The following is a 15,954-nucleotide window of genomic DNA, read 5'->3' on the forward strand; positions in this document are numbered from 1 at the left end:
GGAGGGCCGACTGTCGGCTCTTGCGCAATCCAGCACAGCATCGCCTTCAGCCTTGTGGCCGGCTTATCTATCGATTCTTCAAAGCAGACGTTTGAGTGCTAAACGGACGCGAAGGGAAACCTCACCTGCTCCTAACTACCGGAAGAGCACCGACGTGACTGCTGACATTTCATCCGAGGCCAGGCGGCTATTGATTGGCACCGGCTGTGGCGTCGATTTCTCTCGCCTGGTACAGCTACTGGACGAAGAGGGTTATGAACTCGCTTTCTGCTCCGATAGCGAAAGTCTGTTTCAACAACTGGATCACCGAGTGGGTGCGGTGATCGCTACCGATCGATTTCTTGCGTCGGCGATGGCGAGCGGGCCCGCCTTAACCGAGCAAGGTGAAGGGGCGGACATCCCCTTTATTGTGGTCACGGATACGCAAAGCGAATCCCGCGCTGATTTTCTGGCAATCAAGGATCGGTTACCCGAATGGCTAGCGGACCTGGTCATTCTCGAACAACCCATAAGGCCGGCAACTCTACTGAGCACCGTGGCGATGGCCTGGCGCTCCCGCCTGCGTCAGTTCGAGATTGCAGACCGTCTCGTGGAGCTTGCTGAGCAGCAAGCAACGCTTGAGAGCCTGGTCGAACACCTTCCCGTTGGCATCTGCCTGATCGCTACAAACGGGGCCACCGTGCTCAGTAATCCTACCTACGAGCGGTATGTTCCCAACCGAAGAATCCCATCCACTGATGGTCGGCATGCTCAGCGATGGGTGGGCCTCGATAGCCAGGGTCAACGGATCCCTCCGGATCAATTTGCAGGCGCCCGGGCTCTGCGCGGCGAAATGGTGGAAGGTGCTGACTTCCGCTACTACCCCGACGACGGGCCTGAGCTATGGACACGTGTCAATGCGGTACCGCTGTACGACAGCCAGGGGGAGATCCGAGGCGCCGCCTTGGTCGTCATTGATATAAATGCTGAAAAGCAGAACGAAGAAATGCTGCGCCGGTTCAACGATGATCTTGAGTTTCAGGTCAAGGCCCGTACCCGTGCGCTGGAAGAGGCGTTGGAGAAGCTGACGCTGGAAAGCCAAGAACGAGCCCGAACCGAAGACCAGCTGCGCCAATCCATGAAGATGGACGCGGTGGGCCAGCTCACCGGTGGCATCGCTCACGATTTCAACAACATGCTTACGGGTGTCATCGGCGCATTGGACCTGATGCGCCTCCGTATAGGCCGGCAGCAATACGGTGATCTGGATCGTTACATGACGGCCGCTCATACGTCCGCCAGCCGAGCGGCAGCCTTGACCCAGCGCTTGTTAGCGTTCTCCCGTCGCCAGTCGCTCGAAGCCCGCACCGTTTCAGTGAATCCACTGATCCTATCGCTAAGCGACCTTCTCAAACGGACGCTGACGGAGCGGATCAAGCTTGAGCTGCAGCTTGATGACCGTGCCGGCTTGGCATTAGTCGACCCCAACCAGCTTGAAAACGCCTTGTTGAACCTAAGCATCAATGCGCGTGATGCCATGCCAGATGGCGGCATTCTGGCGATTGCTACCAGCCGAGCCGATATCGACGAGACGGAAGCTGCTCGTCTGGGTGGTCAGAGGGGGCGCTACGTCAGCATCAGGGTATCGGACACGGGGGTCGGTATTCCCGAGCCCGTGCTGGGGAAAATATTCGAACCCTTCTTCACCACCAAACCCTTGGGGCAAGGCACCGGATTGGGTCTGTCCATGGTCTACGGATTCGTTCAACAGAGTAGCGGTTTCGTTTCGGTAACCAGCGAGGAGGGGGCCGGTACCTCGATCACCTTGTACATCCCCCTGGCGCAGTCGTCTGCAGTCGAGAATGGGGCGATCGCCGCGTCCGTGGATCTGACCTCCGGACGAGGGCAGACGATCCTTGTGGTAGAGGATGATGATTCGGTACGCCTGTTACTCGCCGCCGCTCTGGAGGACTTCGGCTACCAGGTGCACCTCGCTGAAGAGGGTCAGCAGGCGCTGAGTTTGCTCGATGGCTTGCGTACGCTGGACCTGTTGATAACCGACGTCGGACTGCCCGGTCTGAACGGTCGCCAATTGGCCGAAATAATCCAGCAGAAACGGCCGGATCTGCCCGTTCTGTTCATCAGCGGTTACGCCGAAAACGCCGCGATTCGCTCGGAGTTTCTCGGGACGGGCATGAGCATGATGACCAAGCCGTTCACGCTTGAGCATCTGGCTGAAACAGTGTCAGCCGCCTTGGACGCGCAGGCTGAAACAGGGGCTATTTGAGAGCGCAAGGCCAGGCCCTCCGGGCCGGCCTGTACGTGCGGGTTCCATGAGCGCTTAGCGCCCGCCCGCCGCATCGACACTTGCCATCTTGCCATCTTGCCATCTTGGCATCGGCCAGAACCTGCTGGAACAGCAGCGGTGACATGGGCCGGCCGAGGTAGAAGCCCTGAGCCTGATCGCAAGCGAGCTCGGTCAGCTTGCCAAGCTGAGCGACGGTCTCGATGCCTTCGGCTGTCACGGTCAGCGAGAGGGCGTGACCCATGCTGACAATGGCGTGGACAATCGCTTCGCTGCTTTGTGATTGGTCGAGCTCAGAGATAAAACTTCGATCAATCTTGATTCCATCGAACGGGTAGCTTCGCAGATAGCTCAACGAGGAATATCCGGTGCCGAAGTCATCCATGGACAGGCGAACGCCCAGTGCCTTGAGCTGGTTCATGGTCGTCAGCGCCGAGGCGGCATCTTCGAGCATGACGCTTTCGGTAATTTCCAGCTCCAGACGATGTGGGGCGATGCCGGTGCCCTGAAGAACTTTCGCAACACGATCAACCAGATCACTGCGCTGAAATTCCACCGGAGAAAGGTCATCGGTGCATAGCGTTGTTGCTGCTGGCCTCTGCCTGGACCAGCTTGCTCGTCTGACCTCGGTCGGCAGCGGAACCTCAACCCGCCATCTTCGCGGCACGGCCGGCGCGCTCTATCATGCGCCGCCGCTGCGCATGCGCTTTCGATGCAACTGTGGGGAACCAAAGCCCGAGGGTGCATGGTCGAAGCGCGTAGATAAGTGCCGGTTGCCGCCGTCATTTTGCGTTCGACACCCTCGGCAGAACTCAGGGTTCTGCCTGAATGACCTACTGATCTTCCAAAGGAACGACTGATGAGCCTCGACCTCAACGCAGGACGCCTCCCCGACGAGCACACCCTAACCAACATTCCGCGGCTGATTTCGCGGTATTACAGCGAGCGCCCTGATCCATCCGATCCCGCGCAGCAAGTCGCTTTCGGCACCTCCGGCCACCGCGGCTCGTCACTGAAGAACAGCTTCAACGAGTGGCATATCCTGGCGACCACACAGGCCATTTGCGACTACCGCCGAGAGCAGGGCATCGACGGTCCGATCTTCGTCGGCATGGACACCCATGCGCTGTCCGAGCCGGCGTTTGTATCCGCACTGGAAGTGTTGGCAGCCAACGGCGTCGAGACACGCATCGACGCCGGTTGCAGCGAAACCAACGGCGAGCCCGGATACACGCCGACCCCGGCCATCTCCAACGCCATCCTCGAATACAACGCCGGCCGCAGCGGCGGCCTAGCTGACGGCATCGTCATCACGCCGTCGCACAATCCACCCGCTGATGGCGGCTTCAAGTACAACTCCACCAATGGCGGCCCGGCCGACACGGGCGTGACCAAGTGGATCCAGGAGCGCGCCAACGCGCTGCTGGTTGCCGGGCTCAAAGGCGTGCAGCGAATGGACTATTCGCAAGCGTTGAAGGCACCCAGCACGCAACGCTTCGATTTCATCGAACATTACGTAGGCGGTCTGGAGCAGGTGATCGACCTGGAGGCCATCCGCAACTCCGGTCTCAAGTTCGGCGTTGACCCACTCGGTGGGGCCGGCGTGCATTATTGGACGCGCATTGCCGAACGCTACGGCCTGCCGCTCGAAGTGCTTTCGACCCGTGTCGATCCTACCTTCCGCTTCATGCGCCTGGACTGGGACGGCAAGATCCGTATGGATTGCAGCTCGCCCCACGCCATGGCCGGGCTGATCGAAAACAAGGACCGCTTCGACGTCTCCTTCGCCTGCGACACCGACCATGACCGCCACGGCATCGTTGCGCGCTCGGTGGGCTTGCTGAACCCCAACCATTACCTGGCTGTTGCCATCGAATACCTGTTCACTCACCGCCCTGAGTGGAGCGCTGGGGCGGGCATCGGCAAGACCTTGGTGTCGTCCTCGATGATCGATCGCGTCGCCAAAGGCATCGACCGCAAGGTGGTCGAGGTGCCGGTGGGCTTCAAGTGGTTCGTTGATGGCTTGATGGACGGCAGCCTGGGCTTCGGCGGTGAAGAATCCGCTGGCGCTTCTTTCCTGCGCAAGCAAGGCGGTGCGTGGTCCACCGACAAGGATGGTCTGATTCTCGGCCTGCTGGCTGCTGAGATCACCGCGGTGACTGGCAAGGATCCTGGCGAGCGCTACCAGGCGCTGACGGAGCGCTTCGGTTCCCCGGTCTATCAGCGCATCGATGCCGCCGCAGACCGCGAGCAGAAGGCCAAGCTCGGCAAGCTGTCGGCTTCGCAAGTCACCGCCAACGAGCTGGCCGGCCAGCCAATTACCCAGATCCTCACCGAAGCGCCGGGCAACGGCGCTGCCATTGGCGGCCTTAAGGTCGTGACCGACAACGGCTGGTTTGCAGCGAGGCCGTCTGGCACCGAGGACGTCTACAAGATCTACGCCGAAAGCTTCGAGGGCGAGGCGCACCTCAAGCGCATTCAGGAAGAGGCCAAGGCGCTGGTGGATAGTGTGTTGGCAGGATGAAGGCTAGCTCGCGCAATGACTGCCATGGCGGTGATGGGTGCTGAGCTCGAGGACGGAGCAGGCTGCGTGGAGGTTGGGTGAGATTGCGACCAGCATCGACTGGCGGTGTGATCCTCCTCGTGTTGACGCGACCAGGCAAACCTCTGGGTCGTTGTTTGGCGTTTGAACGATCCAGGCTGTCGACAGATCAGCCGGTGGTTGTGCTCGTGCGGCGCTAACCTCGACAGCTGCAGACAGGTTGTCTAACCCGCCAGATCGTGGGGAACGGTCCGTCATCGTTATCAGATTGAGATAGGTATCGCGTTGAAAGACCTTACCCGTGAGGCGCTTGAGGCAGAAGTCGTGCGTCTGCGCACCGTTCTTGAGAATGCAGGGATCTGCGCGGAGCAACAGACGCGGCGCGACGTCCATCAGTCGGTTTGCCGCTCGGGCTGCCAATCGGCAAGCGCGGCCGACCCGCTGACGCTACAAGTACTGGCAGCAGAGCTCGCGGCCAGCCAGGCTGCGCTGACCAGTAGCGAGGCACGCCAACGGGCAGTGTTCGACAGCATCACCGAGCTCGCGATCATCCTGACTGATCCAGCTGGAATCATCACCGACTGGAACCTGGGCGCCGAGCAGGTGATGGGGTGGAGTGCATCGGAAATGCTTGGCCAGAGCAGCGAGCTGATCTTTACCGAGACCGATCGAGCCACAGGCCGGGCCAAGCAGGAAATGGACGATGTCCTGCGCCATGGGCGTGTGACAAACGAGCGCTGGCATTTGCGCAAAGACGGTCAACAATTCTGGGCGTCGGAGGCGATGTCGCCACTGTATGGCCCAGATAGCAGCCATCTTGGCTATATGAAGATCCTGCATGACCATACCAGTGAGCACATGGCAGGCCGCGCCATCGAGGAGTCTCAGCAACGCTATCGTCTGGCTGCAAAAGCTACCAATGATGCCGTTTGGGACTGGGATCTGAACACCAATCATGTGCTCTGGAACGATGCACTGGAGCAGGCTTACGGCTACCCGCTTGCGGACGTCGACAGTTCCGGAGACTGGTGGATCGAGCGCATCCATGCAGAGGACCGCGCGCGCATCCACTCATCGATCCGCGCCGTTATCGACGGGAGCGGTACCACCTGGACGGGTGAATACCGCTTCCGGCGTCATGACGGGACCTACGCCGAGGTGATCGACCGCGGCCAGGTTATCCGCAACGCCGAAGGTGAGGCCGTGCGTATGATCGGCGCGATGCTTGATCTGACCCGCATGCGCGCTGTGGAAATAGCGCTGCGCCAGAGCGAGGAGCGGTTCAAAACCATACTGGAGTCTATCGAAGCGGCGTTTGCGATCGTCCAGGTCAAGTTCGACGCGGACGACCAACCCGTGGACTATCTGTTTCTTGAGGCCAACCCTGCGTTCGAGCGCCAGGCGGGTGTCGACCTGCGAGGCAAGTGGGTTACTGAATTCGCACCTGATCTGGAGCAGTTCTGGTTCGAAACCTACGGCCACGTTGCGAAAACCGGGGAGCCGGCCAGTTTTGAAAATTACGCTGAAGCGTTCGAGCGTTGGTTCGACGTTCGGGCCGTTCGAGTCGGCGACCCCGCCGAGCGCCAGATTGCGATTCTCTTCAGCGATGTGACCCAGAGGCGACGTGCCGAAGAGCGCCTGCGTGTCAGTGAATCGCTTGCGCGAGAAAACGTCCAGCGCGTTCAGCTTGCCCTCGCGGCGGGCGCGATCATCGGAACCTGGAATTGGCATCTGCCTACCGACCGGTTCACGGTCGATGAAGGCTTTGCTCTCGCTTTTGGTCTTGACCCCGCCCTCGGCCGTGAAGGGCTCAGCCTTGAGCAGATAATCGCTACCGTGCACACCGAAGATCGGGAGGGGCTGAAGGCTGCGATAGCTGAAGTGATCACCCGCGGTGGCGCCTACGCTCATCAGTACCGGGTACGGCGTGGTGACGGCAGGTATTACTGGATCGAGGCGAACGGACGTGTTGATCTGGCAGAAGACGGCACGCCCCAAAAATTCCCGGGTGTGCTGATTGACGTCGAACACAGGCGGTCCATCGAGGCTGAGCGTGACAGGGCAACTGCGGCGTTGAGAGCGCTCAATGAGACCCTGGAGCAACGCGTGGCCGAGCGGACGGCAGCGCTGATCCAGACCGAGGACAAGCTGCGACAGTCACAAAAAATGGAGGCTGTCGGTCAACTCACCGGGGGGCTCGCGCATGACTTCAACAACCTGCTCGCAGGAATTTCGGGCGCGTTAGAGTTGATGAGTCTGCGGTTGTCCCAGGGGCGGTTTGACGATATCGACAGATACATGGCGTCAGCTCAGGGGGCGGCGAAACGTGCCGCAGCCGTGACGCACCGTCTCCTGGCGTTTTCGCGGCGCCAGACGCTCGACCCGCGGCCGATCGACGTAAATGTGCTGATGGAGGGTATGACGGAGCTGATTCAACGCACGGTCGGTCCCGGTATTCGGGTAGAAACCGTCAGTGGTATGCACCTCTGGTCGGCGTCCGTCGATGCGAGCCAGCTCGAGAATGCCATCCTCAACCTTTGCATCAATTCACGTGATGCCATGCCAGACGGTGGGCGTATCACCATCGAGACGTCCAACCGATGGCTGGCGGGTGATATCGCTCGGGCATACGACCTTCCCGAGGGTCAGTATCTCTCGCTGAGCGTAGCGGACACCGGAACGGGCATGACACCTGCTGTTATCGCCAAAGCGTTTGACCCCTTCTTCACGACCAAGCCGATCGGCCATGGCACAGGCCTGGGGTTATCGATGATCTACGGATTTGCCAAGCAGTCCGGTGGCCAGGTTCGGATTGATTCAGAGAAGGGGCACGGCACCCAGGTATCCATCTTCCTGCCGCGTTACATCGGTGAAGCGACCGAAGCCGCAGCCGTAGCGACCATGACGAATACCGTTCCCGGCGAGGCCCGCGGGACGATTCTGATCGTGGACGACGAGCCGACCGTGCGTTTGCTTCTGATGGATGTTCTCGGTGACCTTGGCTACACGTTGATTGAGGCTGCCGACAGTGTCAGCGGGCTGAAGGTGTTGCAATCCGAGGTAAAAATCGACTTGCTGATCACAGATGTCGGCCTGCCCGGGGGTATGAATGGGCGACAGATGGCCGACGCGGGTCGGGAGATACGCACGGGCCTGAAAACCCTCTTCATTACAGGCTATGCAGAAAGCGCCGCTATCGGAAACAACTCCCTTGGTCCGGGCATGCAGGTCCTGACGAAACCCTTCGCGATCGACACCCTTGCCAGCCGCGTCCAGCAAATGCTGGCTTTGTAGGCATCAAGGAACGTCGCTAAGTCCCGCCTGGGGCTGCCTTGACCAAACATAGCCAGGCCGCCGGGCGCCATCCTAAGTGGTGTGTCCGGCAGAAAAACGGCATTACTTCTTGGTTGATCTGCTGAAACGCGGCCCGGTGAATCTCGAATCGGTCTGGCGGCGTTACGCGGAGCGGGTGGACAGGCATGGGTCCAGCCATCCGGACATATCGTCGTGAAGGCGGTACGTCGAAATGGGCATGTACACGAATCTGTACATTAGCGTGATTGGCCGTTGTCCCGTCGTCCGATCACTCGCCTCGATTTGGCAGCTGTAAGTCAGCAAATCCGGGACCTAGGCGCCATTTCTGCAGGCCGCGCCTGGATTGGCATGGCTTTCGCTCTGACAAAGTCTCTCTTTGCTCGTTGAGGCAGACGCATCCCGAGCGAGGCGACAAGAACAACAAGGAAAACCGCAGATGACCCTTCTTTTCGCTCTGGCCGTTGTGCCAGTCACTCGTCCAGCACCTTGCCTGTCAACGCCCCCGTCATGGTCTGTAAAGACCGCTTTGCTGGCAATCAACGCGTCGGTTTTGGCCGCGCTGTTCCAGTTGCGCAACCCAATCGGAGCACGCCATGACACTCAACGCTAAAACCGCTCTCGTGACGGGTTCGACCAGCGGTATCGGCCTGGGCATTGCCTGCAAGTTGGCCGAGGCCGGGGCCGACGTGATGCTCAACGGCTTCGGCGATGTTGATGCCGCCCTCGAACGCGTCTCGGCATACGGCACGCGAGTGCTGCACCATCCTGCTGACGTGTCCGATGTGGATCAGATCGCCGATTTGGTCAGCCGGACGGAGCGCGACCTCGGATCGGTCGATGTGCTGGTCAACAATGCTGGCATCCAGCATGTCGCTCCCATCGAAACATTCCCCGTTGAGCGTTGGGACACCATCATTGCCATCAACCTGTCCTCGGCGTTTCACACCATGCGCCTCGCCTTGCCGGGCATGCGCGAGCGCAACTGGGGGCGGATCATCAACATCGCCTCGGTTCATGGCCTGGTGGCCTCGGCGCAGAAGGCGGCTTACGTGGCCGCCAAGCACGGCCTGGTCGGCCTGACCAAAACCGTGGCATTGGAAACAGCTACCACAGGCATTACCTGTAACGCGCTCTGTCCTGGTTGGGTACTGACGCCGCTGGTGCAGCAGCAGATCGATAGCAAGGCCCAGGCCCACGGCGACCCGAGCCAGGCGACCCGTGAGCTGCTGATGGAAAAACAACCTTCGCTGGATTTCGTGACGCCGGAACAGCTGGGCGAGCTGGCCGTCTTCCTATGCAGCGATGCTGCTCGCCAGGTCCGCGGCGTTGCCTGGAATGTCGACGGCGGCTGGCTGGCGCAATAGTCATTCGGGCCATCCATGGCCGCAGCGGGTGTGTCGTCTGCGGCTACCGGAGGCAAGAACAGTTTGTCATTGCCCTGCCGATGGCGGGTTGCGACGGAGATGAACTAACGCGATGCGTTCACCGGCCCGACTCTGTCTTTCTTCGATCGCGAATGGCACGAACCCGAGCTTCGGATAGAGCAGCAGGCCTGCTGTGTTCAAGCTGAAACAAGAGATCTGCACCTGGGCGGCCGCAAATTTCGAGAAGGCAACCGCGCAAAGGTGGTCGACGAGGAACCCTGCAGCCCCGGACCTCCGCGCGCTTGGCGCAACGATCACGTTCCCGATTGAGCAAACCCCACCCTGATCCCATCGGTAGAAGTTCGCGAATGCTACGGGCCGGCCTAATTGGACGACGACGGACGACTCGGCGCGTTGAGCGATCGCCTCGAGCAGTTGGTCCTCAGTGAGTGGGTAATGAGCTTTTGGAAAACAATAGAAGAGTTCGGCTTCGTCCTGCGGCCATTCACAGATAGCCGGCAGATCTTCGTGGCTAACCGGGCGAATCGTAAATGTCATTTTTCGCGCATCCTGCGACCATTAACGGCGAGTTACGTTAACGACAGACATCAGCCGCAGCAAGGCACCCCATCATTGCTTTTCGAACTTCTAACTATCGCGCTACCGTTCACTCAGACCATGTAATTGCAACTTCGAATACAGACTGGCTCGGGATATGCCCAGCTCCGTCGCGGCTCGGCGACGGTTGCCTTTGCAGGCGAGCAGGGCGGTCTGCAAGGCACGGCGCTCGGCCTGGGCGACGCTTTCGGCGAGACGTTGCAGCGGGGCGTTGGGTTCCGGTGCCGGTTCAGCAAGCATCGGCTCACTGGGCATGGCGGCAGCCTGCGGCGCGGCGGTGGTCGTCGAGCCCAGCAGCGGTGAGAAATGGCGTGCTTCCAGCGGGCTGCCATCCGTGCTCAGCTGGGCGCGTTCCAGCAGATTGCCCAGCTCGCGTACGTTGCCCCGCCACGGCTGATTGCACAGCAATGCGATGGCGCTCGGTGCGAGTTCCATGGGTGCCTGACCGGAGCGGTTGGCAATGTCGTCGAGCAGGTGTTCGATTACGGCTGGGATGTCAGCGGAGCGTTCGCGCAGCGGCGGCACCTGTAGCGCCAGCACGTTGAGCCGGTAGTAAAGGTCATCGCGGAACTCGCCAGCGGCGACCTTGGCTTCCAGGTCGATGTGTGTGGCAGCGATCACCCGCACATTCAGCGGCTTGACCTGGTTGGAGCCCAGCGGCTCGATTTCTTGCTCCTGCAGCACGCGCAACAGCTTGGCCTGCAGTGCCAACGGCAGGTCGCCGATTTCATCGAGGAAGAGGGTGCCGCCGTTAGCCACTTCGAACTTGCCGATGCGCGCTTTGCGATCAGCGCCTGTGAAGGCGCCGGGCGCAGTACCGAACAACTCGGCTTCAACCAGCGTTTCCGGAATTGCCGCGACGTTGACTGCAACAAAGGGTCCGTTGGCACGCGGCGACAGGTTGTGGATGCCCTGGGCTAACAGCTCCTTGCCGGTACCGGTCTCGCCACGGATCAGGACCGTAGCGTCCAGCTGGGCGGCACGCCGTGCTTGGCGTTTCACTTCACTGGCGGCCGGGCTGGTGCCGATGAAGCCGGCGATGGTGTAGCGTGCTCGGCGAGCCTTGGCCAGCTCGTTCTGGGTGGCGACCAGCTGCGTCTGCAGCGTGGTGAACTTGGACATCAACGGTTTGAGGTGTCGGGCGCGGTCGAACAGGACGAAACCCAGCGCGCCGACCAGGGTGCCGTCCTCGTCACGAAGCGGAATGCGCGTGACGACGAAATGCTCGCTGCCGAAGGCCATCAGGTCGAGCATGCTCGGCTGACCGCTTTCCACTACCTCGCGCAAGCGGCTGGCGGGCAGCACCTCTTCGATTTCCTTGCCGAGTACGCTACGCGGGTCGCTGATGCCGATCTTCTCGGCGTATTTGTCGTTGATCCAGACAATGCGTGCCTGGCGGTTGACCGCAATGGTGCCTTCGCATTGGGCGTTGAGATGGTCGAACAACAGCGGCATGGCCACCGCACGGAAACGTTCGGGAGATACGCCGATGGTCAGGCCGTTGAGATCAAGGTCGTTGCGGGCGATTGCCATGGGTTCGAGCTGTCCGGTGAGGTTCGGCCGATTATGGAAGGCGCCGGCTGCCAGGGGCAAGGCAGCCGGTCCGGGCTCAGAGTCCGTACACCTCGTTGGGCAGCCATGTCGCTAACGGCGCGAAGAAGAAAACCAGTGCCAGACCCAGCAGCTGGATCAGGATGTAGGGCATGACGCCGAGATAGACGTCCCGCGTCGTGACTTCCGGCGGGCAGACACCCTTGATATAGAACAACGCGAAGCCCACCGGCGGGGTAAGAAACGAGGTTTGCAGGCACAGGGCGAAGAGCACGGCAAACCACAGCGGATCGACGCCCATGGAAAACAGCACCGGCGCCACCAGCGGCAGGATGATCAAGGTGATCTCCACCCAATCCAGGAAAAAGCCCAGCAAGAACGTGATAAACAGGACGGTCAGCAACACCCCAGTCTGGCCGAATGGCAGGCCGGTGAGCGCCGCGCGGATCACGTCATCGCCGCCCAGCCCGCGCAACACGGCGGCGAACACCGTGGCGCCAATGAAGATACCGAAGATGAATGCCGAGGTGCGGCTGGTCTGGTAGAGCGCTTCCTTCAGCACCGCCATGTTCAACTTACGGCTGAGGGCGGCCATCAATACTGCGCCGAATGCGCCCACAGCAGAGGCCTCGGTGGTGGTGGCGATGCCGAAGAAGATCGAGCCCAGCACGGCCAAAATCAGCACGAAGGGTGGCACCACCGCCCAGAACACATCGATCAGCGCCTTTGCATCGAGCTTTTGGCGATTGGCCGGAGCAGGCGCAAAGTCCTTCTTCAGCCACGACACCACAACGATGTAGAGGATGTACATCAGTGCCAGCATCATCCCGGGTATCAGCGCACCCATGAACAGCTTGCCCACTGAGGCTTCCGACGTACCGAGTCGGTCGGCCATCAAGACCAGCATGATGCTGGGTGGAATCAGAATGCCCAGGGTGCCAACCGAACAGGCAGTGCCGACGGCGAGACTCTTGTTGTACTTGGCCTGGAGCATCGGCCCAATCGAGAGCATGCCGAGCAGGGCCACCGAGGCGCCGACGATACCGGTGGAAGCGGCCAGCAGGATGCCCACCAGCACTACCGTTACGGCGTAACCGCCACGCAACGGACCGAGTACGCGAACGAGGCTGTGCATCAGTCGCTCGGCGATGCCGGAGCGGTCAAGCATGATGCCCATAAAGATAAACAGCGGCAGAGCGACCATCAGCTCATTGGCGACGATGCCGTAGATGCGGGCATCCAGAACGCCGATGGTACCGTCCCAGGTGAACCAGAGATCGGCGTCGAAGTGTTCGACCATCACGTGGCCGAGCACGGCGAACAGCAGCCCGATGCCGGCCAGTGACCAGGCAACGGGGAAGCCAAGCAGCAGCAGCCCCATGAAGGTGGCGAACATGCTGATGACGAGAATTTCTTCCAGACCCATGATTACGGCTACTCCGTCAGGGCTGCGAATGGCCGCGGTCGCGGACATGCGTCGGGGCTACAAAGGCCCGCGGAAAATTGAACAGCAGCGTGCTGCAACGCGTGGCCCGTGAAAGCAGCGCCAGTGCTACCAGCGTCAGGCCGATGGGCAATACGCTTTTGAAAATGAAACGATGCGGCAGGCCGCTCGGCGCCTGCGAGCGCTCGTCATAGATGAAAGCCTGGTAGGCGAACGGCACCAGTGCGTCGACCATCAGCACCACGATCGGCAATGCCAGTATCAGGATCGCCAGCAGTTCGATAATGGCCTGGCTGCGCAGCGTGAATTTCTCACGCAGTACATCGACGCGGACATGGTCATCGCGCACCACGGCGTATGCCAGGGCGAGCATCAGGGCTGCACCGAACAGGTGCCAGGACAGTTCTTCCAGCGCGATCGAGCCGCGAGAGAGGACAAAGCGGCTGAACACGTTGGTCAACACGACCGCCAAAACCAATAGCCAGATCCATGCACTGGCTTCGCCGATGGCGACCAGCGCTTTGTCCAGCCACCAGGACAGCTTGTTGTGAGGCAATGCATCCGCTTGAGCGGCGGGCACGGCTTCGTTAGGGGAAACGGGATGAGCGGACACGGCCACCTCGGAGATCCGAAACCAGGGGAAGACACGGCACGAAGGCCGTGCCGCTAGAGCTTGTCAGGTCGGCCACATTCTTCACCTGTTGTGCCAAGACTGCGTGACTGCGCTTCGGCAGTTGCCCACCGACCGCAGAGAACCTCAGCACACCAGGCCATACGTAACTGACCGGGCAGCCCTAGCGGGCGCTAGGCTTTGATGAGTGGATCACTCGTACTGGTAATAATCGCGCGGCAAGTAGCCTTTGCCGTGCCAGATCGAGTGGTGCTTCATGAAGTCACGCTGACTGGTCAGGACGCGATTGAACATTTCGTCCTTGGCTGCGATTTCATCGAGCACTTCATTGGTCACGCGCTCCAGCTCACGCAGCACTTCTTCTGGCAACACCTGTGCTTTCACGCCCTGCTTTTCGTACTCGCGCAAAGCGGTCGGCTGGGCCCATTCGCTTTCGGCAAAACCTTTGAGGGTGGCCGATTCGCAACCCATCTCGATCAGCGCGCGGCTCTGTGGCTCAAGCTTGTCCCAGACGCCCTTGTTCACCAACAGGTGCGAAGTGGTCAGCGTCTGGTGCCAGCCGGGCATGATGTAGTTCTTAATGATCTGATCAAGGCCCAACATCTTGTCGATCGCCGGCTGCGAGAACTCGGTGGCGTCGATGGTCTTGCGCTCCAGCGCCTGATAGATCTCGCCACCAGGGATCATCGTGACCGAGGCGCCGAGTTTTTCCAGCACCTTGCCGCCGATGCCGGCAAAGCGGATACGTAGGCCATCGAAGTCTTCCAGCTTCTCGACTGGCTTGGCGAACCAGCCGGCGCCTTCCGGGCCGATGATGCTGCAGAGCATCGGGTGGATGTTGCGCTCGGCATAGATTTCTTCCAGCAGTTTCTTGCCGTCACCCTCGTAGTACCAGGCCAGATAGGCTGGCGGCTCCATATTGAAGGGCGCGCCGGAGTACAGAGGCAGTGACGCGATGGTGCCTTGATCGTAGCCGATCCAGGTATAGCCAGCCGGGTACTTACCGTTGCTGACCGCATCCATGATTTCGAACGGCGGCACCAGTTCGCCGGGCTCGTAATAGCGCAGCTGAATATCGCCGCCGGAAATGGCCTTGAGCGACTCGGACAGGTGTTTGATTGGAGTGGTTAGACCGACCAGGTGCGACGGGAAGGCCAACGGCACTTGCCAGCGGATCTTCTCGACAGCCATGGCGTCAGCGCTGATCAGGCTGGCGCTGAGAACGGTGGTGGCACCGATGGCGCAGGCGAGACGGGACAGCTTTTTGGATATCGACATTGCAGGTTTCCTTCTTTTTTTTGTTTTGGTAACCAGAGGCGCAGACCGGCGTTTAGCAGGCCGGAAAGCGGGACGGGGCAGCAGCGCTTTTTTCGTCCCGCCAGGTGTTCTGGCGTCGTGCATGTATTACTTAGCAGGTTTTGTGCCTGACTGTTAGAAAACCTGGTAACCCGCGGGCCAGGGGCTTCTCGGGGTGCTTCCGAATTTGCGGGTGTCCAGTTGGCCAGACACTCATCGGGGTCGATAGGAGGGCCGTCCAGATCACTGGACTGGTGTCTATTTATCTGGACGGTGACAACCGGTAAGCCAGCAGCTATCGCGACACCATTTGGCGCCCAAGCTGACGTCAAACACTGACGATTCGGTGGGAAGCATCAGCTGCCAACGACGATGGAAGCGTTAGCCGAGCTCAGCCCGCGTCCTTGTCCACGGTCGCTTTGAGGGCGGTAACGCAGCGTTCCTCGGCGGTATCGAGTTCCAGCTGCATCTGCTGGATATCAAGCAGCTGTTGTTCGAGCTGTTGGCGGCGTTCGGCAATCATGCCGAGCATGATGTTCAGCTGTTTCTGATTGCCGGCCTTGGGGTCGTAGAGTTCGATCAGCGTCTTGCATTCGGCGAGGGAGAAGCCGATGCGTTTGCCGCGCAAGATGAGCTTCAGGGCAACACGATCTTTGGGGGTGTAGATGCGCTCCTGACCGCGCCGCTTCGGCGAGAGCATGCCTTGTTCTTCGTAGAAGCGTATGGCGCGGGTGGTGATATCGAGCTCGTTGGCCAAATCGGAAATGCTGTACGTCTGCTTTGCCATGAAGGTATCCAGTCCTGCCTATCCACCCACGGCTCGCGATGAGCCGGGCGCGCGTTTACTACGGTTTAAAGCGAGTCAAGGCTACACGCTGCGCTGGCCCGATGCACAGTGGCACCGGGCCG

General features: G+C 60.5%; 11 protein-coding genes. 4 read left to right on the forward strand and 7 right to left on the reverse strand.

The features are described from left to right. Nucleotides 1–154: 154 nt before the first annotated feature. Nucleotides 155–2,266, forward strand: coding sequence for a response regulator (locus tag ACIGHL_RS17150; protein WP_446697671.1), 2,112 nt, complete (start codon nt 155–157; stop codon nt 2,264–2,266). Here ACIGHL_RS17150 and ACIGHL_RS17155 read toward each other — a convergent pair. Further along, entirely contained in the window at nt 2,259–2,951 is a 693-nt protein-coding gene (locus ACIGHL_RS17155) for an EAL domain-containing protein (protein WP_342210446.1), read from the reverse strand. The genes ACIGHL_RS17150 and ACIGHL_RS17155 overlap by 8 nt on opposite strands. A gap of 192 nt (nt 2,952–3,143) precedes the next feature. Here ACIGHL_RS17155 and pgm point away from each other — a divergent pair, with 192 nt between their 5' ends. The 3 genes from pgm to ACIGHL_RS17170 all read left to right on the forward strand — a co-directional run bounded on the left by pgm (nt 3,144) and on the right by ACIGHL_RS17170 (nt 9,505). Further along, nucleotides 3,144–4,808 carry a phosphoglucomutase (alpha-D-glucose-1,6-bisphosphate-dependent) gene (pgm, locus tag ACIGHL_RS17160; protein ID WP_128120796.1) on the forward strand — a complete coding sequence of 555 codons (1,665 nt, stop codon included), beginning with the start codon at nt 3,144–3,146 and terminating at the stop codon, nt 4,806–4,808. A 291-nt stretch (nt 4,809–5,099) separates the two neighbouring features. After that, nucleotides 5,100–8,120, forward strand: coding sequence for a PAS domain-containing hybrid sensor histidine kinase/response regulator (locus tag ACIGHL_RS17165; protein WP_499176388.1), 3,021 nt, complete (start codon nt 5,100–5,102; stop codon nt 8,118–8,120). A gap of 614 nt (nt 8,121–8,734) precedes the next feature. Further along, the gene (locus tag ACIGHL_RS17170) at nt 8,735–9,505 is read left to right on the forward strand and encodes a 3-hydroxybutyrate dehydrogenase (RefSeq protein WP_127839423.1); all 771 of its coding nucleotides are present in this window, start codon (nt 8,735–8,737) and stop codon (nt 9,503–9,505) included. A 66-nt stretch (nt 9,506–9,571) separates the two neighbouring features. On the opposite strand, the gene ACIGHL_RS17175 is transcribed toward ACIGHL_RS17170, so the two are convergent. From ACIGHL_RS17175 to ACIGHL_RS17200, 6 genes are all read right to left on the reverse strand, one after another. Continuing rightward, the gene (locus ACIGHL_RS17175; protein WP_446697673.1) at nt 9,572–10,063 is read right to left on the reverse strand and encodes a GNAT family N-acetyltransferase; all 492 of its coding nucleotides are present in this window, start codon (nt 10,061–10,063) and stop codon (nt 9,572–9,574) included. A 102-nt stretch (nt 10,064–10,165) separates the two neighbouring features. After that, the gene (locus tag ACIGHL_RS17180; protein WP_446697682.1) at nt 10,166–11,656 is read right to left on the reverse strand and encodes a sigma-54 interaction domain-containing protein; all 1,491 of its coding nucleotides are present in this window, start codon (nt 11,654–11,656) and stop codon (nt 10,166–10,168) included. Nucleotides 11,657–11,732: 76 nt separating this feature from the next. Next, a complete protein-coding gene (locus ACIGHL_RS17185) occupies nt 11,733–13,100 on the reverse strand; it encodes a TRAP transporter large permease (protein ID WP_045426863.1) in 1,368 nt (455 codons plus the stop codon). A gap of 16 nt (nt 13,101–13,116) precedes the next feature. Further along, on the reverse strand, nt 13,117–13,731 hold the full coding sequence (locus ACIGHL_RS17190; RefSeq protein ID WP_241509181.1) for a TRAP transporter small permease subunit: 615 nt from the start codon (nt 13,729–13,731) through the stop codon (nt 13,117–13,119). Nucleotides 13,732–13,941: 210 nt separating this feature from the next. Then, nucleotides 13,942–15,027: a TRAP transporter substrate-binding protein gene (locus ACIGHL_RS17195; RefSeq protein WP_128120792.1), complete on the reverse strand. Its 1,086-nt coding sequence runs from the start codon at nt 15,025–15,027 to the stop codon at nt 13,942–13,944. Between the two features lie 409 nt (nt 15,028–15,436). Further along, nucleotides 15,437–15,832 (reverse strand): MerR family transcriptional regulator, encoded by a 396-nt coding sequence (locus ACIGHL_RS17200; RefSeq protein WP_128120791.1) that lies wholly within the window; start codon nt 15,830–15,832, stop codon nt 15,437–15,439. Nucleotides 15,833–15,954 lie beyond the last annotated feature (122 nt).

Origin of the sequence: Pseudomonas sp. NPDC077451 (assembly GCF_044543345.1) — a bacterium.
In the GTDB taxonomy this organism is placed as follows: Bacteria; Pseudomonadota; Gammaproteobacteria; order Pseudomonadales; family Pseudomonadaceae; genus Stutzerimonas.